This is a genomic window from Loktanella salsilacus (assembly GCF_900114485.1).
Classification (GTDB): domain Bacteria; phylum Pseudomonadota; class Alphaproteobacteria; order Rhodobacterales; family Rhodobacteraceae; genus Loktanella; species Loktanella salsilacus.
In genome coordinates this window covers 1-24,369 of record NZ_FOTF01000037.1, presented here as the reverse complement: position 1 = coordinate 24,369, position 24,369 = coordinate 1, and the positions used below count along the sequence as shown (strand labels likewise).

At 54.6% G+C, this 24,369-nt stretch carries 21 protein-coding genes; 9 read left to right on the top strand and 12 right to left on the bottom strand.

The genetic code is table 11. From position 1 onward, the window contains the following. Window positions 1–359 (top strand): IS66 family transposase (locus tag BM131_RS18645; protein WP_139222715.1); only part of this gene is annotated, 359 nt, incomplete at its 5' end. Here the strand turns inward: BM131_RS18645 and BM131_RS18640 are convergent. The 6 genes from BM131_RS18640 to BM131_RS20100 all read right to left on the bottom strand — a co-directional run bounded on the left by BM131_RS18640 (window position 347) and on the right by BM131_RS20100 (window position 6,871). Beyond that, window positions 347–784, bottom strand: a complete 438-nt coding sequence (locus BM131_RS18640; RefSeq protein ID WP_139222714.1) for a hypothetical protein — start codon at window positions 782–784, stop codon at window positions 347–349. The two genes, BM131_RS18645 and BM131_RS18640, sit on opposite strands and share 13 nt — an antisense overlap. After that, window positions 781–1,083 carry a hypothetical protein gene (locus BM131_RS18635; RefSeq protein WP_090191868.1) on the bottom strand — a complete coding sequence of 101 codons (303 nt, stop codon included), beginning with the start codon at window positions 1,081–1,083 and terminating at the stop codon, window positions 781–783. The genes BM131_RS18640 and BM131_RS18635 overlap by 4 nt, the downstream gene beginning before the upstream one ends. A gap of 436 nt (window positions 1,084–1,519) precedes the next feature. Next, window positions 1,520–2,992, bottom strand: coding sequence for a TniQ family protein (locus BM131_RS18630; protein WP_090191866.1), 1,473 nt, complete (start codon window positions 2,990–2,992; stop codon window positions 1,520–1,522). Beyond that, a complete protein-coding gene (locus BM131_RS18625) occupies window positions 2,989–3,966 on the bottom strand; it encodes a TniB family NTP-binding protein (protein WP_090191864.1) in 978 nt (325 codons plus the stop codon). Before BM131_RS18625 ends, BM131_RS18630 begins: the two co-directional genes overlap by 4 nt. A 2-nt stretch (window positions 3,967–3,968) precedes the next feature. Then, window positions 3,969–6,164 (bottom strand): hypothetical protein, encoded by a 2,196-nt coding sequence (locus BM131_RS18620; RefSeq protein WP_175499482.1) that lies wholly within the window; start codon window positions 6,162–6,164, stop codon window positions 3,969–3,971. Continuing rightward, entirely contained in the window at window positions 6,164–6,871 is a 708-nt protein-coding gene (locus tag BM131_RS20100) for a hypothetical protein (protein ID WP_139222713.1), read from the bottom strand. The genes BM131_RS18620 and BM131_RS20100 overlap by 1 nt, the downstream gene beginning before the upstream one ends. 1,289 nt (window positions 6,872–8,160) lie before the next feature. Here BM131_RS20100 and BM131_RS18610 point away from each other — a divergent pair. The 3 genes from BM131_RS18610 (at window position 8,161) to BM131_RS18600 (ending at window position 10,437) form a co-directional block, all read left to right on the top strand. After that, on the top strand, window positions 8,161–8,490 hold the full coding sequence (locus tag BM131_RS18610) for an H-NS histone family protein (protein ID WP_090191860.1): 330 nt from the start codon (window positions 8,161–8,163) through the stop codon (window positions 8,488–8,490). Between the two features lie 107 nt (window positions 8,491–8,597). Continuing rightward, window positions 8,598–8,966 carry a thermonuclease family protein gene (locus tag BM131_RS18605; RefSeq protein ID WP_139222712.1) on the top strand — a complete coding sequence of 123 codons (369 nt, stop codon included), beginning with the start codon at window positions 8,598–8,600 and terminating at the stop codon, window positions 8,964–8,966. A gap of 118 nt (window positions 8,967–9,084) precedes the next feature. Beyond that, on the top strand, window positions 9,085–10,437 hold the full coding sequence (locus tag BM131_RS18600; RefSeq protein ID WP_090191857.1) for a Y-family DNA polymerase: 1,353 nt from the start codon (window positions 9,085–9,087) through the stop codon (window positions 10,435–10,437). Window positions 10,438–10,460: 23 nt separating this feature from the next. Here BM131_RS18600 and BM131_RS18595 read toward each other — a convergent pair whose 3' ends face one another. After that, on the bottom strand, window positions 10,461–11,147 hold the full coding sequence (locus BM131_RS18595; protein WP_090191855.1) for an SOS response-associated peptidase: 687 nt from the start codon (window positions 11,145–11,147) through the stop codon (window positions 10,461–10,463). A 208-nt stretch (window positions 11,148–11,355) separates the two neighbouring features. Here BM131_RS18595 and BM131_RS18590 point away from each other — a divergent pair, with 208 nt between their 5' ends. After that, entirely contained in the window at window positions 11,356–11,652 is a 297-nt protein-coding gene (locus BM131_RS18590) for a hypothetical protein (RefSeq protein ID WP_090191853.1), read from the top strand. 34 nt (window positions 11,653–11,686) lie between these two features. On the opposite strand, the gene BM131_RS18585 is transcribed toward BM131_RS18590, so the two are convergent. The 3 genes from BM131_RS18585 to BM131_RS18575 all read right to left on the bottom strand — a co-directional run bounded on the left by BM131_RS18585 (window position 11,687) and on the right by BM131_RS18575 (window position 13,188). Beyond that, a complete protein-coding gene (locus tag BM131_RS18585) occupies window positions 11,687–12,061 on the bottom strand; it encodes an antitoxin Xre-like helix-turn-helix domain-containing protein (RefSeq protein ID WP_090191852.1) in 375 nt (124 codons plus the stop codon). Next, window positions 12,058–12,594, bottom strand: coding sequence for a 3'-5' exonuclease (locus BM131_RS18580; protein WP_090191850.1), 537 nt, complete (start codon window positions 12,592–12,594; stop codon window positions 12,058–12,060). Before BM131_RS18580 ends, BM131_RS18585 begins: the two co-directional genes overlap by 4 nt. A gap of 78 nt (window positions 12,595–12,672) precedes the next feature. Further along, complete coding sequence (locus BM131_RS18575) at window positions 12,673–13,188, bottom strand: 3'-5' exonuclease family protein (protein WP_090191849.1); 516 nt, start codon at window positions 13,186–13,188, stop codon at window positions 12,673–12,675. Between the two features lie 973 nt (window positions 13,189–14,161). Between BM131_RS18575 and BM131_RS18570 the strand changes: the two genes are divergently transcribed. The 4 genes from BM131_RS18570 (at window position 14,162) to BM131_RS18555 (ending at window position 21,258) form a co-directional block, all read left to right on the top strand. Beyond that, window positions 14,162–17,542 (top strand): AAA domain-containing protein, encoded by a 3,381-nt coding sequence (locus tag BM131_RS18570; RefSeq protein WP_175499480.1) that lies wholly within the window; start codon window positions 14,162–14,164, stop codon window positions 17,540–17,542. A gap of 412 nt (window positions 17,543–17,954) precedes the next feature. Then, window positions 17,955–19,802, top strand: a complete 1,848-nt coding sequence (locus tag BM131_RS18565) for an ATP-dependent nuclease (RefSeq protein ID WP_090191845.1) — start codon at window positions 17,955–17,957, stop codon at window positions 19,800–19,802. Between the two features lie 81 nt (window positions 19,803–19,883). Further along, window positions 19,884–20,906, top strand: a complete 1,023-nt coding sequence (locus BM131_RS18560; protein ID WP_090191843.1) for a protein NO VEIN domain-containing protein — start codon at window positions 19,884–19,886, stop codon at window positions 20,904–20,906. 25 nt (window positions 20,907–20,931) lie between these two features. Next, on the top strand, window positions 20,932–21,258 hold the full coding sequence (locus tag BM131_RS18555) for a P-loop NTPase fold protein (RefSeq protein WP_090191841.1): 327 nt from the start codon (window positions 20,932–20,934) through the stop codon (window positions 21,256–21,258). A 611-nt stretch (window positions 21,259–21,869) separates the two neighbouring features. Here the strand turns inward: BM131_RS18555 and istB are convergent. Both istB and istA read right to left on the bottom strand, forming a co-directional pair. Then, a complete protein-coding gene (gene istB / locus BM131_RS18545; RefSeq protein WP_090190782.1) occupies window positions 21,870–22,685 on the bottom strand; it encodes an IS21-like element helper ATPase IstB in 816 nt (271 codons plus the stop codon). After that, window positions 22,682–24,148, bottom strand: a complete 1,467-nt coding sequence (istA, locus tag BM131_RS18540) for an IS21 family transposase (RefSeq protein WP_090190784.1) — start codon at window positions 24,146–24,148, stop codon at window positions 22,682–22,684. Before istA ends, istB begins: the two co-directional genes overlap by 4 nt. Window positions 24,149–24,369: the final 221 nt, after the last annotated feature.

Sequence of the window (24,369 nt, the reverse complement as noted above, 5' to 3'; positions counted from 1 at the left end):
CGCTGTGGGAGCGGACCCTGCCGCGCATCTCGGGCAAGTCGAAGCTGGCAGAAGCACTGCGCTACGCCATGACGCGTCGTGAGATATTCGAGCGCTTCTTGATCGACGGCCGCGTCGAGTTGGATTCCAACATCGTCGAACGTGCCATCAGGCCTCAGACCATTACACGCAAGAACAGCCTGTTCGCCGGATCTGACGGTGGAGGCCGGACATGGGCCACGATCGCGACGCTCTTGCAAACCTGCAAAATGAACGACGTTGATCCTGTCGCCTGGCTGACGCTGACCCTGGAACGCATCGCCAATCAGTGGCCCAGTGCTGAACTCGATGCCCTCACGCCCTGGAATTACAGCGCCTGAACGGCCACGCCTTCCCGCTTACCTGATAGCAGCAAGTGATGCACGACGATCGCGAGCGCGGCGATGATGGTGGCAGAGGCATCGTTAACCAGCATGGTACAGGCCAGAATAGCGAAAAACATCATGTGACTGTCCAGTTGCCACCCCTGCCCGGCCAGTGATGCGGTCAGCATAAAAGCCTGCCCTACCAAGGCGAGGCAAACACCGACCGTTGCGTGTTTTTCACCCATCCGTAGCGCGATAGATCCCATAACAGCGAAAAGGGCCGTCCCGATCAAAATTGGCAAAATCGGGTTTCCAACGAAAAATCCAACCAACACTGGGATCGGCGCAAAACACCATCCACTGACAGCGACGATGCGCATGGCGCGCTGGCGTTCGATTCGGATGTTATCGCAGAGTTTCGGTTCGGTTGAAGAAGTCATATTGAAGCTCCACAAAGTTGGGCAATCGAACGACCATCCAGCACCATAAAGGTGCCTAGGGATCGCAACCGTTCGACAAATTCAGGATCGTCAGACACAGCAAGGCTTGCCAGCGGGGCTGATGTTGGACCTATCAATCGGCCCCCACTGCTGCGGACAATGTGTTCGCGCGACAAAACGCCTTGCGCCGACAGGATCAAGACGGGTTCACCTGGCACAGGATTAGCCGACACAACGGCGACAAGACTGCCCGAGGTGACGACCATGAGAAACAGAAAAAGGTTTGCAATATTTTGCAAGGCGGCAATGACCCCGTAAGTTGATACTAGGGTTGTAGACCGCAATTATTTCCAACGTGTTAAGCCGAATGCCCCTTCGAACACATTGATCCGAATGATCGCAGACAGCGGCCGTCCGCAGGGGGCGGCACCTGCCAATCGGCAGTTTACGTTCAGCTACAACGCAGAAAAACGCGCGCAGCACACCAAGCGCCGCACGCGAACGTTAAATCAAAGCGTCAAAGCAGGCTTTGGAGTAATCTGTAAAACCGGCCAAAGTTGTCTCGAAAGAGCTCGAAAAAGATATTAATAACAGTGGCTTATTTTCGGCGATTTAGAAATCCGGGCAAAGATGCTACGAAAATCGGGGTAAGATCCCGCGGACGGGAACAAGACGAAAAAAAGCCCGCCGAGGCGAGCTTGGTGACTGACAATTTTTGGAACGTTCAGGCGCGGTTCAGGCGGATTTCTTCATCGCGATTAAAGAGCGGACATCGACTTCAATAGCTCCGATGCCAACTTTATCGAAACGGCGATAGCCCTGAACCTTGCCATCGAGAACGTCGGCGAGCAGGTCTTCGAAGCGTCCAGCACCACGCTGGCAGGCGTAAGAAATCGGATGAAATTCACCAGCTGCCGTTTCGTCCAGCACCGGCAATTCGGTCACCTTATTCAGAAGTTCGTCGAGGTGCGACCGGGCAATAACGACATGGCGAACTGACCCTCGACCGGCCCTCGGAATCAATGGGTGCACAAGACCTACGCGATAAAGAATTTCCACTTGGTTCTGGGTGGCGCACAGATATGCGGGGACATCCCGCAACGGAATGGCGGTTGCAAAGGCTTCGATCAGGCGCACGCTCTTGGCAGTCTCGAACACCATTCTCCCGCTCTCCACTTCAGTAGCATCCATTGGAATCTCACCAAGCTTTTTCAGGAGGCGCGATAGCCGTGGCCTTTCGACGCCGACGGCTGCGGACAAGCTGTAAAGGGTATGGTACCGTCGTTCTGTAATTTCGACGCCAAGAACCCGCGTGCCGGGCTCAACTGCGGAGTGCTTTACGATGTGGTCGCGCAGGATATCACGGATTGGACCAGGATTGATCGCGTTGCACTGGCGATCAAGCCAGTTAAAAAGACTTCCATAAAGGGCAAGTGGACCAGCCTGCACCGCGGTGGCGGTCGAGGTCTGACGGATAGTGTCAAGCGCCTCCTCGATGGCCTCGGGGCCTTCTGCGTAGATGGAGAAACCAATATCCGTTGCTTCTTCAGTTTCCCCGGGTTTCAGTTTCGTGATGGCCACTTTATGACCGTGCTGCAGAATACTGCCGAGCATTTCAGACGCAGCGAGCACCTGTTCAATGGTTTGACCGTCCATCCACTTATTCTTGCCGTTGACTGAGCCGTGAATACGAGCACGAAGCCACGACAGATAGTCCGGCGTTTTCGCATGAACTGTCTGTGCTTCACCCAACTCCGAGGTGCCAAGGGCAAGGCGTAGGTTGGTCTCATTTGAGGTCGGAGCATCCACCAGCCAGAGTGCGTGCAGGTCGCACCTGGCAACATGATGAAATCCCCAGATCAGGCGAAACCGCCAGTCCGCCCTGTCGCCGTCTTCTTCCAGACACGTCGGGCAATAACGGGCTGCCCGCGGGCTTAGGAATAACTTCGAGATATTATCGCCTCGAAAGGACGCACAGGACCGCAAGACTCGGACGGAGGCCTGCTGCAGGTCCAAAAGCGGCAGCCCGGTTGCGTCTGCGAAAACAGCGACAGCATCAACATACCCAGAGGTGAAATTCTCAGTGTCAATGCCGAAATCCCTGACGAGACGCTTCATGCCGCGTCCCGTATGCATCACGGACAGCCGGTCAGCATAGGACAGAAGTGTTTCCTCAGAATTGAATGGGAGAGCAGGCCACAGGGTCATCCCTGCACCCAACCGATAGCATTCAACTCAGCCTTCACGACGTCCCAATCAGCGCTATGAAATGGCGTCATGTCGAGACCAGGCGTGGACTTCTTGAACACACGATCCGCATTCGCGAGTGAGATCGTGTCACGTTTCCGAGACACCGCGTCCCGCAGGATTTCCTTGCCGAGAGCTACGCTTTTTCCAACCTGGCCGTGTTCAGCGAAGATGATGCGTTCCGGAAGCGCATCTTCGACAGCGAGCTCCACCCCGAGGGTCTTTGCGGATTTCATAAGATTCTTGCCAAACAATCCGGCAGCTTTACTCCCAAGGCGGATCCGCGTCAGGTGAAGTTCCTGGAATCGGCGGTAGGTTTCACCTGATGGTTCGGACAGGATTGCGTCCTTCAAGCTTGGAACGCCCGCAATAATGAGGGCGACACCAGGGTCGCTCTGCATGATGTGCTTCAACGACTGAATCGCTCCCAGGACATCGCGACCAGAGCCAGGCCGCATGATGTGGTGACATTCATCAATCACTACCGTCTTGATCCCGACAAGACCGAACCGATGCCGTGCGATTTCCCAAGCATCTGCCGACCGCAGTTTCGCATCAATCTTGGTATAGCCTGTCTTCGCCAAGATGATCTCCGCCAACTTTTTGATTGTCGCATCAGGCGGTACCGTAATGAAAAGCGTCGTTCCATCATGGTTGATCCTGAACTTCGTCAAGACGGAATCCACCCGCAAGGCGCGCTTGAGAAGCGCCGTCTTACCGTTGCCAGAAGCACCGAGGACCATCAGACCCCTCGTCTCACCGGTGAGCGGGTCGCGTCTCGGCTGTGATGTCATCCGACCGTCGTCATCGACCTCATAGAGGTCGAACAGATTGTCAGCGAGATTTTCCTCGTCACCGAATTTCCAATAGCGATTTTCCAGCCATTTAAGCTTTTCCGTAATCGTAATCGGTGCAGTCGTTGTCGTGTTCTTCATGTTCACTCCATTGAATCTTCGTCTAAATCATTGATGTCACCGTCGAGATCGACATGGTCAGATGCGGTGCCAAGGACCTGCAGTGCGGCATGAAATTTCGAGCCATCGTCGATGCCTTCCAGGAGTCCGCGGTAAGGTCCCGCTGCATGGCGGCGCTCGGCGGTATTTGCATGCCGCATGAAGCGCTCGACATCCTTGGCAAGTTCAGGCGGTGTCTTGGGCAGAGAAATCAAACCCATCAATTGCTTTAGGCGAAACGACTCTTTGTTTGCGTCATTGATGAAATCGCGGCGTGCAATGACTTCATCTTCGTCTTCCTCTGGTCGATTGCGGAGCCACTCCCGAAGATCAGTATCTGTCTTGCCGATCCACATTTCGTCGCGGGCGGGTACTGTGGTCCAGTCGCTATCGTCGCACCGCACACCGATAGTCCCGATGTCACCGTTCCAACGCAGAATTTCAAAATACTCTGCATTCGAGCCGAGGAACTTCTCCATCAGGGCGTCGGCTTGATAGTCGATATGGGAGACTCGCAGTCCGCCGCGGCTCAGTTTGCGCCGAAGCCGGAGCCCTAACGCCTCACGCATTTCGTCGCTGGTAAGCGACCGAGGCTCGCACTCATTTGTAGCGATTTTCCAAGCCTGCGCTGGGGACATATTGAGCGCGGAATGCTTTTTCGTATGATAGGCATCCACTGTCCAACGCACGAGCCAAATAAGGAACGCTTCCAAGGTGAGCGAAGCGCGTTCGGCTGGATCATTTTCCCCACGCTCAACCACATTGCTAAAAGCGCGCCCCGAAAATCTCAGTAGCAGATCGCTGTGTATTGTCTTAAAAACGCGTTCAATATATGGCTTGAGCCACGGCTTACCGGCCGGCGCGCCGAAGTTGGTGATGCCAAGACTCGCGAGAACATCATAGGCGTCGTCCGTAATGTACCCCGCCCCGCGATCGAGCAAGGTACTCTCAGGTGCCCCTCCCATCGGCCAGCCGAATTTAGCGTTTGCAGCGTCGGCAATTGGATTTTTATCGGTGTAGATCATTTCCAAGGTCTGCCGCAAAGGGCTTTCGATGCCCTCCGGAACGATCTGCAAAGCAAGAAAACAACGTGTATGGACGTCGATAGCGGCCGATAATGTGACTCGCCGGGCCTCTCCGTCCAATTGCAGAATCTGCTTAATCGATGCCGGCAGGTGGTCAAATAAGTCCGTGCTTTCCATGAGCACGAAAAGATCAACGGTGTATTCGTCAATCTGGACACACTGCAGTGCGCGGGACGTTTCGATCCCCGTGCCCAATGTATGCAGATCCTTATATGCCTTTTCCCACCCGTGCTTCCGGATCTTATGGTCGAGCGGAGCATTTTCTTTGATGACACTGAGGATGTAGTCGTATCCAACTTTCTTCAACTTGCCGGTGGGAACCGGCAAGCGATTGCGCCGCTCGTTTTCAGCACCCAGTGCGGCCTGCACGCTCTCCACAAGGGATTTGACGCTCGGGCGCTCCTGATCCCATAAAGTATTCAGGACACGCACGATGAAAGCGTCCGTCGCATCGTCATGGCGCTTGTAGTTCCCGCAGTTGCGGTACTTGTCAAATAGACCGGCGTCGCCATCACTCTGCCACTGCCAGTACCACTTCCACATGGTCTGACCGTTCTTGAAACCGTGGTGAAACTCGACCGATCTTTCGATTTCCCGTTTGGTTTTCTGCGCTTTGGCACCGCCGCGCTTACTTTCACGGATAGACTGCGCCGCGAGATACTCTTGGTAGCGCTGCTTTCCATTGGCGACGATCGGAATGATGTTGGCACAAAAATCGTCGCGGATGGGCTTGAGAAGACCGCGGTCAAGCATGTCCTGGATTGCAAACACAAACTGTTTCCGGAACCTCTGACGCGCGATTTCGATCGGTAGTCGCGCACTGCGGCGAACCTGCTCTGGGTCAACTGGCTTCGCCAACGGCCGCCGTATGATCTTGAGGCTGCCGAAGTTGTTTTCCGTGACAATTGCATCGTAGGCAATAACGCTTGCCGTACTCTCGTGACATTGGCCGGTATCGGAATTGGTCCATGGCTCCCAGAAAACCAAATACCCTTCGGGCCGCAACTCAAGCACACGCCCTTCGCGGACACCAATCTTGAAGTCGCAGTCCTTTTCCAGCAGGACCTTAACTACTTTCCTGAACGGGGTCGCCATTATGCAGCCAACCGTGCTTCGATCAGCGTTTTGCCGCGAATTTTCTCCGGAGTAAACATGCGCGCATGTCCGAAACGGATACATCGTGCAACACTGAAAAAGCCCCGCCCGTAAACACCAATATCTGCAAGGAGCTGGTCAATCGATACAGGACCGTCGAGCCGACTTAGAGCCTCGAGGACAAGGGCGTCCATAACAGGATCGGCCTTGCGCGCCGCATGGTAAAGCTCAGCGTTGTGCAACTCTATTGGACTGACATTACGCTCAGTCACAGTCGCCACAGCATCACAAATGTTGCCGACTGCGGCTTTCTTGATGGCGCTGATCGTTGCTTGGTAGACGTAAGTCCCGGCGATCCGCTCAGGCTTGACGGAAATGCAAATTCGCTTCCCACCTTTCGTGGTGTACCGAAAATCAAAGAAGTGTTCGCTCGGAGCCCCTCTTGGATGATTAAACGGCAAAGCCGCCAACTGCTCTTCAATATCAGCAAAATCCTCCCGATAAATGAGGCAGATTGCAGTCTTGAACTCGGTGTAGCTCGCAAATCCGAGGCGTTGCGGCTGGCCGTTGACGTTGTCATAGACAAGCTCTCCGACAAAATGCCCTTTTGAAGATTTTGGAATCTTGCGAACTGCTCTGCTCTTGGCTGGCCGGCTTCCGGTAGTGAATTTCTGGGGGGGCATGGTGACGAGTTCTCGATTGGGCATGTCTCGACATTGCGGACAAAATCCGTTGTTTCTGCACTCGCTCAGAGCGCAGATCGTAACAGCCGGTGGCGTCAGCCACCGCTAAGGTGTGAGCCGGATATTGTGGCGGTCCGCTGCCGCTTTTGAATCGGGGTCACCCGCGTGATTGGCCGCTCAACAAGCAGCCGTCCTCACCGAAAGCACGTGCTTCAGCGAGACGAAAATCCTTTGCCTTTTCGGCGCCCTTCGGCTATCGAAAATGTACAGAAATTGGCTGGAATTCCGGTCACAGGAGCTCGGCTGTTGACGCAGCCGAGCTTCTTTTTTGACCCTATGTCTGGTTCGATAGGTTCCTTTCAGTTCAAATTTCTCTTGCGCATCAAGCCTTCAGATCCGCCATGAACTATGGATCGTTGGAATCGATGAAAAAACCTAACGGCGATTTTGGTTTTCCACAGGAGAATCTAAACCGAGTCAAGTTATTGTTTTTAAAAGATATTGTGAGAACGTTTTCCGCGATATTTTTCACATTGCAACAAGTTGAGGCGATTTTCAGGTTGTTCCGTGCACACACATTGCGAATCACTCCAGCACCTCCCCAAGAAAAACCGAGCAACAACAGGAATCGGCCATTGCTAGGTCTCAAAATCACGCGCATCCGACGTGACGGTTTAGAGAGCTTGAAAATCGATCAGGATGTGATGAGTCTAGCGATTAACCGGACATGTTACGCAAGAACTCACGGCAGGGCAAAATTGGGGAGGACATCCAGGGCCTCGGCAAGTTGCTGCCGTTGGCGACGAAGCCTTCTAACGCGGCGCATATTTTCCTATAAAGCCGCGGGCCAAGCTCCAGTTGTGTCAATCGTGTGAATTACGATGCGCTTGTTTTTCACATTGAGGTAGATTCTAGCGGCAAGACCAAAATCAATGCGCTCGTTGCCACCCCCGCAGTTGTACCCGTGCAGGCCGTATGGCCAGGAAGAAGACGCCATCAAGGATTGGGTCGATTCCAATGATATTGCAAAATTTCCCTTCCGTACGCATCGGGAGTTTTCATCCGAAGCCTTCTATCGCGATCTCTGAAAACTCCGTCGCAGGACAAAAGGCTGGCTCTATTGATCTGATGAGAAGAACCGGGTCGTATTCGTGAATGACGCTTGATGACTTAAGAGTTGACACGCAGCCCCATGAATCAAAATATGGGGAGATAACGCCTCGCAATTTTCTAAATTCGATTGACCCCCTATCTGATTGAGTGGCAACTGCGCTTCAGCGATTTTTCACGGTGAATACGGTAAGGAAATACAGATGGCGGATATCGATTTGAACAGCATGTCGCTGGAAGATCTCAAAAAGCTCCAGAAGGACGTCAATAAGGCCGTTGACGGCTATCAGGACAAGCAGCGCAAAGAAGCACTTGCAGCGGCCGAAGCTGCCGCGCGGAAAATGGGGTATACCCTCGCCGAACTGACCGGACTTCCAGGCAAGAAAGCCAAATCTGTTTTGCCGCCGAAATATCGTCACCCCGAAAATCCTGAGCAGACCTGGACCGGCCGCGGCCGCCAGCCTCAGTGGATGAAGGATGCATTGGCAAACGGTCACGCCAAGGATGAGTTTCTGATTTTGACTACCAGCTGAGTGGCAGCATGACGCACATTCCACGACCTTTGTGCTTCAGCCTCGTTGCATTGTGCTTGCTCACGGCAGGCACAAGCGCTGGCGCATCCACGTCTGAGGCCAATGTCGTGCCCGTGAGAAATCTGCCGATCTGCGGGCAGTACCAGCGCAATACGTCAGACAAGACATGCATCGTGGACGGTGACACCCTCTGGCTGGGTGGGGTCAATATCAGGCTGAAGGATTTCGACACGCCAGAGTCCCGCACGAACATCTGCGGAGGCTTTGTCGAAATCGATCTCGCGACAGCCGCAACGGCCCGGCTGCAGGCGTTGTTGAACGGGAATGCGTGGACCGTTGAAACCTTCGGGATTGACGGCACGGGCAAGCGCAGGCTGGCGACAATCAGCATCGAGGGCGTCGATGTCGGCGACATTCTGATTTCCGAAAAGTTGGCGCGCCGCTGGCCCGACGGTGACGAGTTCTGGTGTCAGTAAGGTCTACAGTGATTGCGGATCATGGGCATGTCTGATGATCGACTGATGGTGGTGACACGTCACCTTGCCCCATCCTCCTGATCGACTATGCTGCGGTGCCTTGGCAAAGGGATACGCGGTGCAGCATTCACATGGTCGGGCCCGTGGCGTCGAACGTCTCTATCTCGACTTCGACAGCTTTTTCGCGTCGGCCGAGCAACACTTCAATCCAGACCTGCGCGGCCGCCCGGTGGGCGTGGTGCCACTGGATTCACTTCACACCGGCTGCATCGCCGTCAGCCGCGAGGCCAAGGCCCGCGGTGTCAAATCCGGCGCGACAATCAGCAAAGCCCGCACGCTCATCCCCGACATGATCTTCGTGGTGGCCCGCCACGATGTTTACGTGCGGCTGCACAAGCGGATCCTCGACGTGATCGAGACCTGTCTGCCAGTCGCCCATGTCCGGTCCATCGATGAGGTGGTGTGCAACCTTCTCCCGGCTGAGGCCGCCACCGGCAAGGTCCTCGCCGACCGGATCAAGGCTGCGCTCGCCGCTACCTTCAGCGACGGGCTGACCTGCTCGATCGGCATGGCGCCCACTGAACTTCTGGCCAAGATCGCCGCGGAACGGCATAAGCCGAATGGCTTTCAGATGATCCGCGCCGAAGACCTTCCCAGTGCCCTCGCGGACATCGATATTGGCGACCTGCCGGGGATTTCAAAGGGCATGCGGACGCGACTGGAAGCGGCCGGTGTGCGGGACGTCCCAAGCCTCTGGACACTGGCACCCAAACAGGCCCGCGCGATCTGGGGCAGCGTCGAGGGCGAACGGTTCTGGAATGGTCTGCATGGCTACCATATGGAACGCCCGCCGACGAAGAAGAGCATGTTCGGCCACAGCCGTATGTTGCCGCGGGACTGGCGCAATCCGGAGAAGGTCCGGATCTGTGCACGGCTTCTGACCGAAAGCGCAGGCCGCCGTGTGCGGCGGGCGGACATGCGGGCGACGAAACTGACGCTGAGCTTCCGGGGCGGCGGCTATCGTACAGCCTCTGGATCCCGGAGCGACGACCTGCATTGGAGCTGGGAGGCAAGTTTCCTACCCGCACGGGACGACCATGCCTTCATGCAGGCCCTCGCCGCGGGACTTGATCGCGCGGAACGCACCTTGGCGTTTGCGCCGCGTGCGGTCAGCGTGATGATCCATGGTATGATCGCCGAAAAAGACGTCATGACGGACCTCTTCGCGGCCAGCCCCGGTCTTTCTGGCAGCGCATCCGAAGGATCTTCCCGGGCGAAATGGGAGGTGGTGAGCGACCTGATGGACGACCTGCGGGCCAGGCTGGGGCCGCAGGCTCTCACCTTCGGTCTCCCCGGTGAAATGCCTGGCGGCTATCTCGGCGCCAAGATTGCCTTTGGCCGGATCCCCGATGAGGCCGACTTCAGCGGTGCACCGGTGGCAGATGGCGACACGCATTTCGTGACGATCTGACGCACGATCCCGGGAAGACGGCGTCAGAACTGCGTCTGACCGTGATCCGACTTAAGGCCTTCACCGCTCTGGTGGATCACCATGCGCTCAGCCGGGAACGGCCTGATCAGCGCAAAGGCCTCGTCCGGCGTGCCAGTCAGCCATTGCGCATAGTCCTCCGGGGCCAAAATCATTGGCATGCGGTCCGGATGGGTGTCCTTCACCAGGTCGTTCGGCGTGGTGGTCACCATAGAACTCGTAATCATCTCGCGCAGGTCGCCGCCGCCATAGTTTCCCTTGTAGGCCCGCCACACGCCCGCCAACGCAAATGGAGGCCGCTTCCCCTCTCCCGTTACGCCGAACCAGACGTAGGTCGCCGGGTTGTGTCCCTTCGTCTCGCAGAAGCTCGTCGCAGGGATCAGGCACCGCCGTTCATCGAAGCTTGTCCTCCAGAAACCGGACGTACGCAGCTTGTCGTCACGCGCGTTGTTCACGGCCTTCGGCTGAATCGGCTTGCCAGTCTTCTTGGAGAGCTGCGGCATCACGAAGCCCCAATGCGCGTGTCGCAGCCAGCGCGCACCGTCATCGTTCAGCCCTACGATCGGGGCCATGCCCTTTGGGAAAATGGCGGTCAGCGGCTCCGCATTGCCGAGCGCGTCATGGGACGCATCGACCGCGAAGAGCTGCCGCATCGCGTCTTTGGCCATCGTGTTGGAATACAAGTTGCACATGGGGCCAAGAATAGGCGGTCCGCTGGTGAATGGTATCACTTTTCGATTTTGCTGTTGAACGATCGGATCCCGCGCGACTTGAAGTGGTCTAAATCACGCACTGAAGTGGACGACGCTTTCTACCCGACAAGTCCGGTACAGTCGGCCATCTTGATTTTGTTCATGGTATGTTCTATGCATGAATTCAGTCAAATGAGGGATTTTAGCCATGGACGCTACGACCTTTACCTTACCCCCCACCCCGCGCCAGATGTCCTATGCCCGGTCGCTGGCGCAAAAAAACCAAACGCTGCTGCCGTGGGATGTTCAGCAGGACCGCCGCAGCCTGAGTGCCTGGATTGATGCGCAGTCGCAGCTGAAACCCGTCGCCGACCTTGATCCGCGACCAACGTCAAAGCAGGTGGCTTTTGCTGAAAAGCTTGCCCGGATCAAGCGCCGCGCCGTGCCAGACGAGTGCTTTCGCGACAAGGGCCTGATGTCCAAATGGATCGACGGAAACAAGTGATCCTAACGGGCAAATATCTTTCCCTTAACCGACCTCAGGCGCCGCAGTTCAGGGCATCGACATAGTTCCGGATTGTCAGGATCTGTGGCAGCCCTCCTGCGATTGCGACGTCGATGGGCCTTGCGCCATGGAACAGCGGACCGGTGTTTGGCCGTGTGAACCAGGTCTTGGCGAGCGGGTCGGAGAAATACTGCTCGAGGCCGGCGTAGATGCCAACGATGGCGCTGAAACGCAGAAGCTGGTCATGCGTCAGCGTGCCGGTGAAGCCAGTGGGCCTGGCCCGCTGCCACCTGCTTTCGGACATATCGGCCAAGGCAGCCGCCTCCCTTTGCGAAAGCTTCCAGGCACGGATGATGCGCCCGTAGGCTTCGAGCGCCGCCGCGTTGATTTCGTCTTGTTCAAAGGTCATCGTGATGTCCCGTCAGAGAGCCGCCCCATCTTCATGCCATACAGGATAGCCGCCGCCAGACGCGCTGCATCCGCCCCGGCCCGATGCGGCCGCGGTTCCTCTTCCAGCTGCGCGAGGACGCGTCTGACGGTGTTCCGGTCGCCGTTACAGGCCGAAGCGACGACCTTGTCGATGTGCATGAACGCCGGCGGCACGATGTCGATCGCCTCGAAGATACGTTGCATCCACATGCGGTCGAACCCTGGCGCATCGCTGATCACATGCCGCGCGGCGATCCGCTCCATCACCTCGTGTGCGACGTCAATCGCCTTGGGTGCCGCGTCAAGATCCTCACGCGGGATGTTGTGGATGATGGCGGACTGATCCGACCATGCATCGGGGTCCCAGTCCGGCTCAGGGCGGATCAAGGATGACCACGTTTGGACAGCTTGGTCGACGATCCATGCAAGGCCCACTTCTATGGGCCAAGAGTCTGGTCCGAGCCCGGAGGCCTCGATGTCGAGGAAGATCAGATGGTCTGGCTTGAGGGTCATTGAGGGGCCTGTTTGGTAGTCAGGAAGAATGTGACAGGATCGCTGATAACGGCGCGCAGAGGCCGTCATGTACTGCCGTCAGCTTTCATGCCTTGAAGTAAGGCCGTCGCCAGACGCTCCGCATCCGGCCCGGTGCAGGCTCGGCATCGCTTCCAGATGCGCATATGTGTGATTGATGGCTTTAGCGTTCCCGCGGCAAGCGGAACGGACAAGATGATCAAAATCGACAAATTGGTGGCCATGACCGTCGACCGCCTCAAGAAGTTTTTCTGCCCAGGCTCCGTCCCACTCCGGTGCGTCGCTTACTGCCGTATAGCCAGAGTGAAGGACGCGGTGCCTATACTCAAAGGCGACCCCATAGGAGGAAGGTGCCGTATCGAGTTCGCTCCATGCGATACGGTGAACCTGCGCGGATGCTGCGGACCAGGCCGACCGGTTCCAGTATGTCTGGGGACGGATCAGGGATGACCCGCGATGTACGATGTCGTCCGCGATCCATGCCACGCCAACCTCGATGGAGCAGGAGTCAGCATCGATGCTGGAGGCCTCGAAATCGACGAAGATAAAATCCCTGATGCTGAAGGTGAACACCATGATGAGTCTCCCTCTGCGGTGTTGTGCGACACAGCAGTTTGCCTGATTGGATTGAAGGGGGTGGTAGGAGACCCGGGTAACGATCCCGGCCGACTACGCTGATCTGGCGCCCCGGGCTTATAAGACCCAGCCGCACACCTGTGCTGTCTCCCAAACGTGGATGATCAGCGTATGAGGTGCGGCAGCAGGGGGCTGCGATCAGGAATATAGATGATGAGGGGCAATGTCGTCGTCCGCAGCTTACAATATACAGGCACAGGTCAGCACACCCCGGCAGGGGCGTTCAGAGATGTACGGGTATGAGCGCGATCAGCTTTGACATGGCGTTATCATGCAAGGGGTCCGCGGCCGCGTCAAGCGGTGATCGATAATACTGAAAGCAACCTCAACAGAGCAAACTCCGGATGCCCTTGCTGTGTTGAATTGTACGAGAAATTGACCCAGTTTCCCGAAACGTCGTGACCCAACAGCTGTCATTAATTCCGCAGACTTTCCATCAGGTTATCATAAGCCAGAGGGGTCAACGCGAAATGAAAAAATGGGTCAATTCGACCAGGAGATCAACAGACATGGTACGCAAGAACTCACGGCAGGGCAAAATTGCGAAGCCCATCCATGATCGAGGTAAGTTGCGTCCGTCGGCGACGAAGCCTTCTAACACGGCACCTGTTTTTCTAGACATCCGTGGGCCAGCTTGCAGAAAAGTAATGTAGTCAGATTGGACCAATATCCAAAGCCGGCATTGCCATCATGCACGCTAAATGCTTGCTTGGCTTGAAAACACTTCCCCCGTGAGTTCCCAACCTGACGAAAACCTCTCGAATGAGTTGCTCACCTCAGCACAATTAAAGAAATGCAATTTCTCGCTATGCCTAAAGATATGCCCGCTTCCAGTCACGATACCGCCTCAAAGCTGTTGAGCTATTGGCGGGCCAGCGTTTCCGACAGCACGTTCGGCAAAGGGCGATTCAGGATGAGCGAGCTACAACGCCATGCACGCCTCAGCAAAAACGCAATGGTAACCGGTCGCCTTCCTCCCCGCCAAACTCAAATCCTTTTCAAAGATAGAGACGAGTCTGAAGGCACTGTACCTATCCGGCTGTGGCCACGTGTATATGCACGACAGCTTAATCATGGGACAGCAAGGCAAGATGGCTTGCCGGATGCATTGGCACCGCTGGTTTCCGAAGCCGTTCTGACCCGTGAAGGCTATATCCTTCCAGGGCGTACGCTCGTCCCGCGCGATTTGCTGGAACCTTTAACATCGGGAGCGCTGTCGCTTGGAACGACAGAGGCGCAGGATATGTTTCTTGCTAACGGTGGGTTTGGGCAAGAACACTCAATCAACGCTCACGCGGAAGGGTGGGCCCGATACCTAAAATTCTGCGATGAACTTCTCGGAGAAATTTGCGGCGACAATTTTGATTGCGAAGGACATTTTACCGAGCGCAATCCAGGTTTCTTCGAAATTGCTGACGATGCCTCAGCGATGGTTAGGGGTATTCTTTCGCTCTACGATGACTTGGCTCAGGAAGATGACATCCCGGCACTTGTGCGCAGTTATGCCCGCGTCAAACCGCTTCCCCTGTCGTCCTCGCTGCCACGGCCGTATGCCTTGTCTGACCGACTGGGACACTCAAACGATGTATTTCCAACGGCCCAAAACCAAAGGGACGTTCTGGCCCACTTGGCGATGGCGACGCACGGAGAGATCATTGCCGTCAACGGACCGCCCGGAACAGGCAAAACGACGATGCTCCTGTCCGCAATTGCTGGGCTTTGGGTAAAAGCCGCCGCAGAGGAGAGTGATCCGCCAGTAATTGTTGCCGCATCGGCCAACAACCAAGCGGTGACGAACATCATTGACGCGTTTGAAAAAGACTACGCTACAGGCACAGGTGTTTTTGCAGGACGATGGCTGCCCGACATCAAGAGTTTCGGTCTGTTCCTGTCTTCTTTCGCGCGCGAAGAAGAGGCGTCCAAGCGTTATCAAACAGAGTCGTTCATCAAAAAGTTGGAAACACCAACATACGTGTCACGAGCGCAAGCTGACTACCTCTCAAAGGCCCAGAAGGCCTTTGACGACGAAGGTCTTGAGAGTGTGGAACAGGTCACGAAACGTCTGCATGATCGTATCAAAACAGGTATCGAACGGCTGGCAAAACTCGATACCGAGTACGCAGAAAAGTTGCGAACACAAGCCGCTCTCACTGCCGAGTTGGGTCTCGATCCGGCAAGTGCTTTAACAGAGCGGGAAAACCGCCTGGCATCGGCCCAAAAAAGCTTGTCTGACGCAGACACGCTTGCACACCAATGGGACAGTCACGTTGCCAATGAATCAGCACTTTTAGCGTTTTTCTCGTTTTTGCCTTCTGTCGCTCGCAAACGTCTGGCCGCAGCGCGAGCGGTCATTCGGGGGGCCGGTTTTAATGATCTGGCTGATCAACTGGAGCATGTTGCTTCTGTCGGCACCAAGATCAGAGATCATAGATCAAACGCCAAATCCGAAGTGGCCACCGCCTTAGAATCCGTGAAACACGCCGGGGCACTTATTGGAAGTGCAAAGACCGCCGTTGATCTTTGGGATACAGAAACCGAAGAGCTTTCTTCCGCATTGGCCGGTGCAGAGATCGACGATATCGACAGTTTCGCTGATTGCCAAATCCGCTTCCCGTTGTTTCTTCTCGCTACCCATTACTGGGAGGGGCGGTGGCTCATGGAAATGGAAAAAGTCCTTCCTGATATCGAAAAGGAGCAGAAGCGCACTGGGAAAAAGGCAGTCGTTCCTCGATGGCACCGCCGTATGATGCTGACCCCCTGCGCAGTTGCAACGTTTGCAACGCTACCTAGTAAGATGATCTGCAAGGTAAAGAAGGGTAACGCGTTCGTTGACGACTATCTGTATGGTTTCATCGACTTGCTGATCATTGACGAAGCAGGGCAAGTTCTTCCAGAAATTGCAGCCCCCTCTCTGGCCTTAGCGAAACAGGCGCTGATTGTTGGAGACACTCGACAGATTGAGCCCATTTCAAACATTCCGAAATCGATTGATCTCGGCAATCTGGCAAAATTCGATATTATACCAAAAGAAATGGATGAAACTGCTTTAACGGAATTTTTGTCTTCCGGGTTCCTATCGCATACTGGGAGCGTCATGGCCTGTGCCCAGAATGCCTGTCACTACCAACCCTATCCGGATCTTGATCGCGGGCTCTATCTTTTTGAGCATCGCCGCTGTTTTGATGAGATCATCGCATTCAGCAATGCGCTTTGTTACAAAGGGCACCTGCAGCCGAAACGGGGCCAAGCCCACGGCCTTGATCTTCCGCCTATGGGGTATCTTCATATTGATGGCGCGGCATTCTCCGCCGGAGGCAGCCGCTTTAATCCGACAGAAGCACACACGATTGCCGCCTGGCTTGTTGCTCATCGGGAACCGCTTGAGAGGCAATACAGGCAAAAGATCGAAGGCTTAGTCGCCATCGTCACGCCTTTTGGGCGGCAGGCTCAAGAGCTGAAGCAAGCCTGCGCGGCCGCCGGTATCCGCACTATGGGTGCCGGTGCTATGACCATTGGTACAGTGCATTCACTTCAGGGAGCTGAGCGTTCCGTTGTCATTTTCTCTCCTGGTTATGCCAAAGGAGCAGATGGCACGTTTATCGACAGCTCCACCTCAATGCTGAATGTGGCGGTTTCTCGTGCAAAGGATAATTTCCTTGTCTTCGGCGACATGGACCTGTTTTCTTTGGCTTCCAGTAGTTCTCCTCGCGGGCTACTTGGCACCTTCCTGTTCGCCAAATCGGAAAACGCTCTTGAATTCGACATCCAACCGCGTGAAGACCTCGAGAAAAAAGCCGCTGAGGTAAGGATGCTTCGCGATGCTGATGACCATGATATATTCCTGCGAGATATTCTCACAACGGCACGGAAAACTGTCGAAATTGTCAGCCCTTGGACAATCAAGGGCACAATGGAAAAGAACGGATTTTTATCGCTTTTGCAGGAGGCGGCATTGCGTGGTGTGAAAATTGACGTCTACGCCGATCCAGTTCTGAACGCCAAAATAAACGATAGTGGCGTTAGCCAATATGCAGAGGCGGAAGCAGCCCTCACTGCGATAGGTGTATCGTTTCATCCCGTTCGCCAACTCCACAGCAAAATTGTTACAGCCGACGAGGATGTATTCTGCATTGGTTCGTACAATTGGTTAAGCGCAGATCGCGTTGGGAAGTATGCCCGCCACGAGACCTCGCTGGTCTACAGTGGCGACCAAATGGCCACCGAAATCGGACGTTTCCGTGAGAATCTCGCATTGCGCAATTCATCAACACCGTCACTGGCTTTAGAGAATTAGCCCCGTCCTTGCGCCGACCGAGTACAAGCGCCAAAAAGTATCGTCCCGATAGACCAAAGGCCGACCATGCATTAACATTCAAACTGGACCACCTAATGGGGGCACACCATCCTATCAAAGTTAGACCGGACAATACTTGACGCCCGATGACAGTAGGAATGGGCAGAATGCGGTCTTTGTTATAAGTCTGGAACAAACACGACCCAGCCTCGAACAAAGACGCCCCCGTCGGTAATAATTTCGCAGATTATTAGATGATAATAAAGTATTATTTAGCAAACGGCATATTGAAAAGTGTTAAAAACAGAAATAACTAACGCATAAGCTGTATCTGCTTTCAAATTGAATTTGCAGTCCGCAACTTAGGTTGAAAATTACCGATATCCCAGTACTTTAATAGAAATGGATCCACATGCCTAGAATACGGCGAATTCAGATCAAGAACTTTCGATCAATTAAAAATTTAGATCTTGAAGTCGACGACCTTGCAATCTTTGTTGGCGACAATGATAGTGGGAAATCGAACATACTTCGTGCGCTCAATCTATTCTTCAATGACCGAATTGAAGGAACTGAACCTCTAGATTTCGAACGCGACTACAACAAATTTGCACTGACTAACCAGCGTGCTCGAGAAATCGAAGTGACGCTCACATTCGAGCTTCCAGAGAATTACCACGCGAGGAATGGTGAACGCGCGATATGGAGGAAAAAGTGGCGCTCCGAAGGTCTTCGAGAACTGCGGGATTGGGCTGGGGTCAGGGAGAGCCAAAATCGGCGGGGTCGGACTAAGTGGACAGAAAATAAATTCACGTCCCGTTCAAAGGTTCCCGCACTTTTGTCGCGCGTCGAGTTCGAATACATTCCGGCTATTCGAGGTAAAGATTACCTTCGAAGTCTTCGTGGTAGGATTTTTAAAGTAATTTCAGAAGTTTCCGAGCAATCATTCCGCGACAGCAGCACGAATTTCGAAGATGCCATTGGAGAAAATGTAGAAGCGCTAATTCTGGACATTTCTGAAGAAATCCAAGACAATGCGTTGCTTAAACTACCCAATGATTTAAGCCAGATTTTCGAGACACTGGACTTTCTTAGTGGCGAACAAAATATTTCATTGGAGCAGAGAGGCGATGGCGTAAAAGGTAGATACGTTCCCCTAATACTGAAATTCATTGCCGATAAGAAGAGCTCTCTATTGGAGCGAGGTGGCACACCCTACACCTTCATCTGGGCCTATGAGGAGCCCGAGAACAACTTAGAGATGCGACGCGCCCAAGAAACAGCGGAATTATTCGAACGTCTGGCTGCTGGAAACACGACACAAATTTTGCTGACAACGCACTCCCCCATTTTTTTTAATGCAGCGGGCTCCGAAGAACTATCTGTTTCGACAGTGTTTGTTTCTAAACCTGACGATGAAACAGGAAGCTTAGGACAGACAATGACGCCTTCGATCAGCGATCTTGATAGCAGGATGGGTGTGATGGCAATTGTTGCTCCACACATGGCTGAAGCAATGGCAAGCTTGCAAGCAGTCGATCAACAACGTGCGGATTTACAGCAAGCTATTAATGACCTCACAGCTAATACCCGAATGATTTATGTCGAAGGCCAGTCCGACAATATTGTTTTTAGCGCGCTTATCAACGCCATGAATATTTCAACGGACACCCCTGTTGTCGTAGCGGCTCCCCCTCAGAGAGCCGGAGCAAATTACGTAGCAAATATGCTGAGAGCTTGGGAATATAAAACCAAGCATCTTGATACTGAACGATTTCGTGCCATTGGCTTTGTCGATTGTGACTCAGAGGGAGAACGTGCATTAAAACAGTTTTCCGACGAGATGAAGCGACACAAGTTTGTAAAACTTTTCCCCCTTCCTTTTTCTCAAACTGTCACTGAGGCTCATAATTTGGGCATTCAGTTTTCCAATTGCCTAGAAGAGCTGTTTCCGAATGAATGGTGGGTGCATGCATTTGACCAGGACTGGCTTGGAGAACGCGACATAGATGGCATCCTTTCCCATTCCGCCTTGATTGAAATTGCCAACCAGAGAACGACTCGCGACAATCTTTATTTGGGAAGGGCTTGGGAACTGCACGCTAGGTATCACATTCTCGACGCCCACAAAATTCAGTTCGCAAATTGGGTTGCATCTTTGGAATCTGAAATCCTTTTGGGCGGTCTGAGCGTATTGTCGGAGATGCTGCGAGAAGAGTTAGGTCGAATTGGCGTCCAATTTATTGCACCGCCGCTGTAACTTCTTAGGCATTATAAATTTGAGACATCTAGGTATAGGCAAACCCTTCACCTCCGATCAAATATAAAAATTGGGAAAACAATGGCCCTCAGCTATTCAAAAATTTGTTTTGTGAAAACCGCTTGGTCTGAAGAGTATCAAGGACAAGATGTTTTTGGGCGGCATGAGCACATCAAAAAATATCGCGACGGTCACGAGCGATTCAATTTCAAACCAGGGCCTGATGGTAAATTCTATGGATACATTCCGCCACACAAAACACCCGACGATGCAAAGGGTTGGCTTGTAATATTTGTTGCTGCATCCACGAACGACAATGGTCGAACGTTTGGCCCGCTCTTACCCGTAGGCTGGTTTGAAAACGCCGAATTTGTAAGCCAACAGGAACGCCCAGAATATAAAATAGATAAACAATTTCCAGCAAGCCTTGATGAAACCAAATATCTTTACAGCGTCGTTTCAGAGCATGCGTTCCTCATTCCCAATGAACTGCGTCACATGCCGCTGCCAGAACAGCATGGCCGCAAACTGGGAATGGCTTCGAAAGTAGACGTAAGGTCCTCAGACCCCAAAACACGATCAGAACAATGGCGACTTGATTATGCTAAATATGCAGAAGACTTACTGAAAAAACTTCGTCCCAGGGAGGGCACAACCCTGATCTCCACTCATAAAAAGGCCATAGATGCTAATGTGAAAGCCGAAGACCCTTCAAATCGCGGCTACGCTTCAAGTGAACATAGGCGCGCAGTCGAAAAAGCCGCTGAAGCATTCGCGAAAAAAACGTTTCATGCCGATTTTCATATAAAAGATGTTACGAATGAAAACTTAGGTTACGACTTTCACCTGAAGCGAAGAAAAGGAAACTGCGAAATCTTCCTTGAAATTAAGGGGACATCCGGGAGTAAGCCTATGTTCTATCTAACAAGAAACGAGTTGAGATGCCTCGCGGCCAACAGGTCACGTTTCCATTTGTTTCTGGTTACAAATGCTTTGTCGTCTGATTTGCAGGGTGAGTTATTCACTGCATGCCGCGTGGAAGCCTGCTTCGATCTAGAACCTCTAAGTTATCAAGCGATCCCGAAGAGGGCTCCAATTCCATAAATCATTCAGGATTACAGGCATTTTCATGACCCGCCTCGAAGAAGACCTGAAACATTATGCCTCGCTAAATGCCCCTCGCTATGCAGTTCTTGTCACTGGGGCTTGGGGGACGGGGAAGACGTTTCAGGTGAAGGAATGCATCCCCGAAGCAAGTCGCGTTTATGTGAGCTTGTATGGCTTTCAATCCGTCGAGCAACTTCATGCTGAAGTATTCGCTGCCACCCGCCCGACCCAAGCGAAAACGCGCGGTTTTTTGAAAAACTCCGCGGCAAGGACGTTGGCACCGCTGGATTTACTGTCCCGTTGTGCTTCATTCCCGAGGTTGCCAATGCATTTCTTAGAAATCAATTGAAGCCTGGAAAGACCCTAATTTTAGATGATCTTGAAAGAAGTGGTATTGATCTCAAGGAGGTGTTGGGAACGATAAACTCATATGTCGAACACAAGGATTTTCGTGTTGCCGTAATCGCTCATGACGACGAGAGAATCGCGTTTGGAACTGAAGGCGTGAAAGGTCGCTCTTGCCTGTGAGGGCGAGATGGATTCTGAAATGGGGATTGCGTTCACGGAGTCCTCATCATCATGCAGATTTTTCCGCCTTCGACGACGTCCCCGATCCGCGCGCCAGTAACGCCCGCCACGACCTTGGGGAACTGCTTGCCATCGCTTTCGTATCGGCCCTTTGCGGGTCGAGCTGGTGCGCTGTAGAACGTCAACCACCTTGTCCGCGCGCGACAGACGGTATGACCGGGTTGTAAGGGGGCTGGCGCCGATAGGTGGTTCGCCTCCACGATGTGGAGCTATGCGGGAATTTGGGTGATGGCGTGATTTGAAGGGCGGCGTATCGTGGCGGGTGTCAAAGCCGGCCAGAACTGTAGAGCGTCAACCACCTTGTCCGCGCGCGACAACCATCTTGGCCGGTTTTCAGGCCGCTGAGGTTGGCGTGTCGTTCAATGTTTCTGGTTAGGTGTCTCCTTCGTTTTGGTTGTCGGTGATGGTTGTCGGCGGCGTTTCGGCCTGTGCCCTTTTGTTGGAGGCGGCGGCACGCTGACGGAAGCTTTCGGCGTTCATCTCGAGGATGCTCGCGTGATGGACGAGGCGGTCGATGGCCGCTACGGTCATCGCCTTGTCGGGGAAGATCTGATCCCAGCCGCTGAAGGGTTGGTTGGCGGCAATGGCGATGCTGCGGTATTCGTAGCGCCTGGCAATCAGTTCGAAGAGGACGCCGGTTTCAGCCTGATCCTTGTGGGCATATGTGATGTCGTCGAGAATGATCAGGTCGAACTTATCAAGTTTGGCCAGGGCTGCCTCAAGAACGAGATCGCGTCTTGCAGCCTGAAGCCGTTGCACCAGGTCGCTGGTTCTGGCGTAGAAGACGCGGTGGCCTGCCTCAATCAGAGCATGGCCGATGGCGCAGAGGATGTGCGTCTTACCGGTCCCGGAATTACCGATTGCAATGAGATTGCCGCCACCATCCAGCCAGTCGCCTGCTGCCAAGGCCGCGACGCGAGCACGTGGCAAGGTGGGCAAGGCCTTGAAGTCGAAGGTTGCCAATGTCTTTCCCGCGGGGAGTTGCGCCTCGTTCAGATGGCGCCGGATGCGGCGCATGTCCCGCTCTGCCAGTTCAAATTCCGCCAGAACGGCAAGGAAGCGAGCGGCTGGCCAGCCTTCGGTATCGGCGCGGGTGGCAATCTCGGCCCAGAGCTTGTGGAAGCTGGGCAGTCGCAGCGCGGTCAGCATGCTGGGCAGCGTGTGGATGTCGATCTCGCGGGCGCTCATGCGCTTGCCCCCAGCAGCGCATCGAAGCTGTCCAGAGAGGGATGGGCGACAGCGACATCCTTCGGCAATGCTGTGGCCTTTGGAGCCAACAGCAACACCAGGGCCTTGGGATCCGGCACGCGACCAGCGTCGAGGTCTGCTGCCAGCAAATGCGCCAACTCCGCTTCACAGGACTGTTCATGGGCGATGGAGAGCAGATCGACCATTCGGCGGCAGGCGTCGCGGCGCTGAAGGTCCCGCTGCAGCACCTTCCACGCTTCGGCGTATTCGGTGCGGGGAAACAGGCTGTCACGGTAGATCGAACTCCACAGGGCTTGTGGCTTGCGCCGCAGAGCATGGATGACGTGGTGGTAATTGATGACATGGACGCGATGCCCATCGCCGCGCCCGCGGGCCCGGGGATGGTTGACGACGAGGGTGCCGCCGAGAAACGCCTCGATGCGATCATCGTACAGATGGACACGCAGGCGCTGACCGATCAGCTGTGACGGTGCGCTGTAGAAGATGCTTTTGACCAGGAAGCCACCTGTGCGGGTGACAGGCACCACGATCTCGGTGAAGTCAGTGGTGCGCCGCTGCGGCAAAGGCTTCAGGTGCGTCTGCTCCGCCTGCACAGGCATCGCCCGCTGCTTGTTGCGCCGGGCAACCAGCATGTCGACGAAGCGCCGGTAGTCTTCGATGGATGCGAAGTCGCGGCTGCCGCGCAGGATCAACGCCTGATCGATAGCTGTCTTGAGATGCCGGTTCTGGGATTCCACCGCCCCGTTCTCGTGGGCCTCACCCCGGTTGTTACGGCTGGCATCCATGCCGTAGTGGCCGACAAAGGCATCATAGCGCTTGGTTATATCCTCGCGCTGATCGATGTTCAGATTGCGGAATGCGGCCGAGAGGCTGTCGGTTCGGTGGTTTTGCGGCACGCCGCCCAGTGACCAGAGGGCTTGCTGGAGGTTCTCGGCCAGCGCCGTGAAGCTTTCCCCGCCGAGAACCACGCCGACATGTTCCCACCGGCTGTAGACCATGACGAAGTGGTAGAGCAGGTGCGGGAACGCTTGTCCCGCGATCATTACCCGCAGTTCATCGGCATGGGTGAAGTCGGACTGAGCCATGTATCCCGGCTCCGGTGTCTGGCGGAAGATGATGTCGCGCTCAGGACCGTTCAGCGCCCGCCACTGCCGCACCCGCCGCTCCAGGGTCCGCCGGATACGATCGTCTGGAAACGCCACGGGATGCTCGCCCTGAAGATGACGCAACAGGGTGACAGCCTGCAACGCACTGTCGTTCTCCAACAAAGGAAGAAGTTCGCTCTTCCAGTAGTCTTCAAGGGGGTCCGGCACCGTGCGTGCGTGAACACTCTTGCGGTTGGAAGGCAGGGTCGGGTCAGCATCGAAACGTCGGGCGGTCCGTTCACTGAACCCGGCGCGGGCAGCCGCGGTGCGCTGACTGTGATTTTGGAGGTCGGTCATGTATACTCTCAATTGCTGGTCGGTGATGAGTTGATAGGCCAATCCTGATCCTCCGTTTGACGGCAGAGGATCCCAGTTTACCAACCCGCAGCGACCAGCACCTATTCCCAAAATCAATCAGGCCGGTGGGGCTACCCTCCAGACGGGCAAGCCCGTCTTCCGTCCAGCCCCACCGGCCAAGGTGGTTGTCGGCACCGGCCAAGATGGTTGTCGCTCAACAC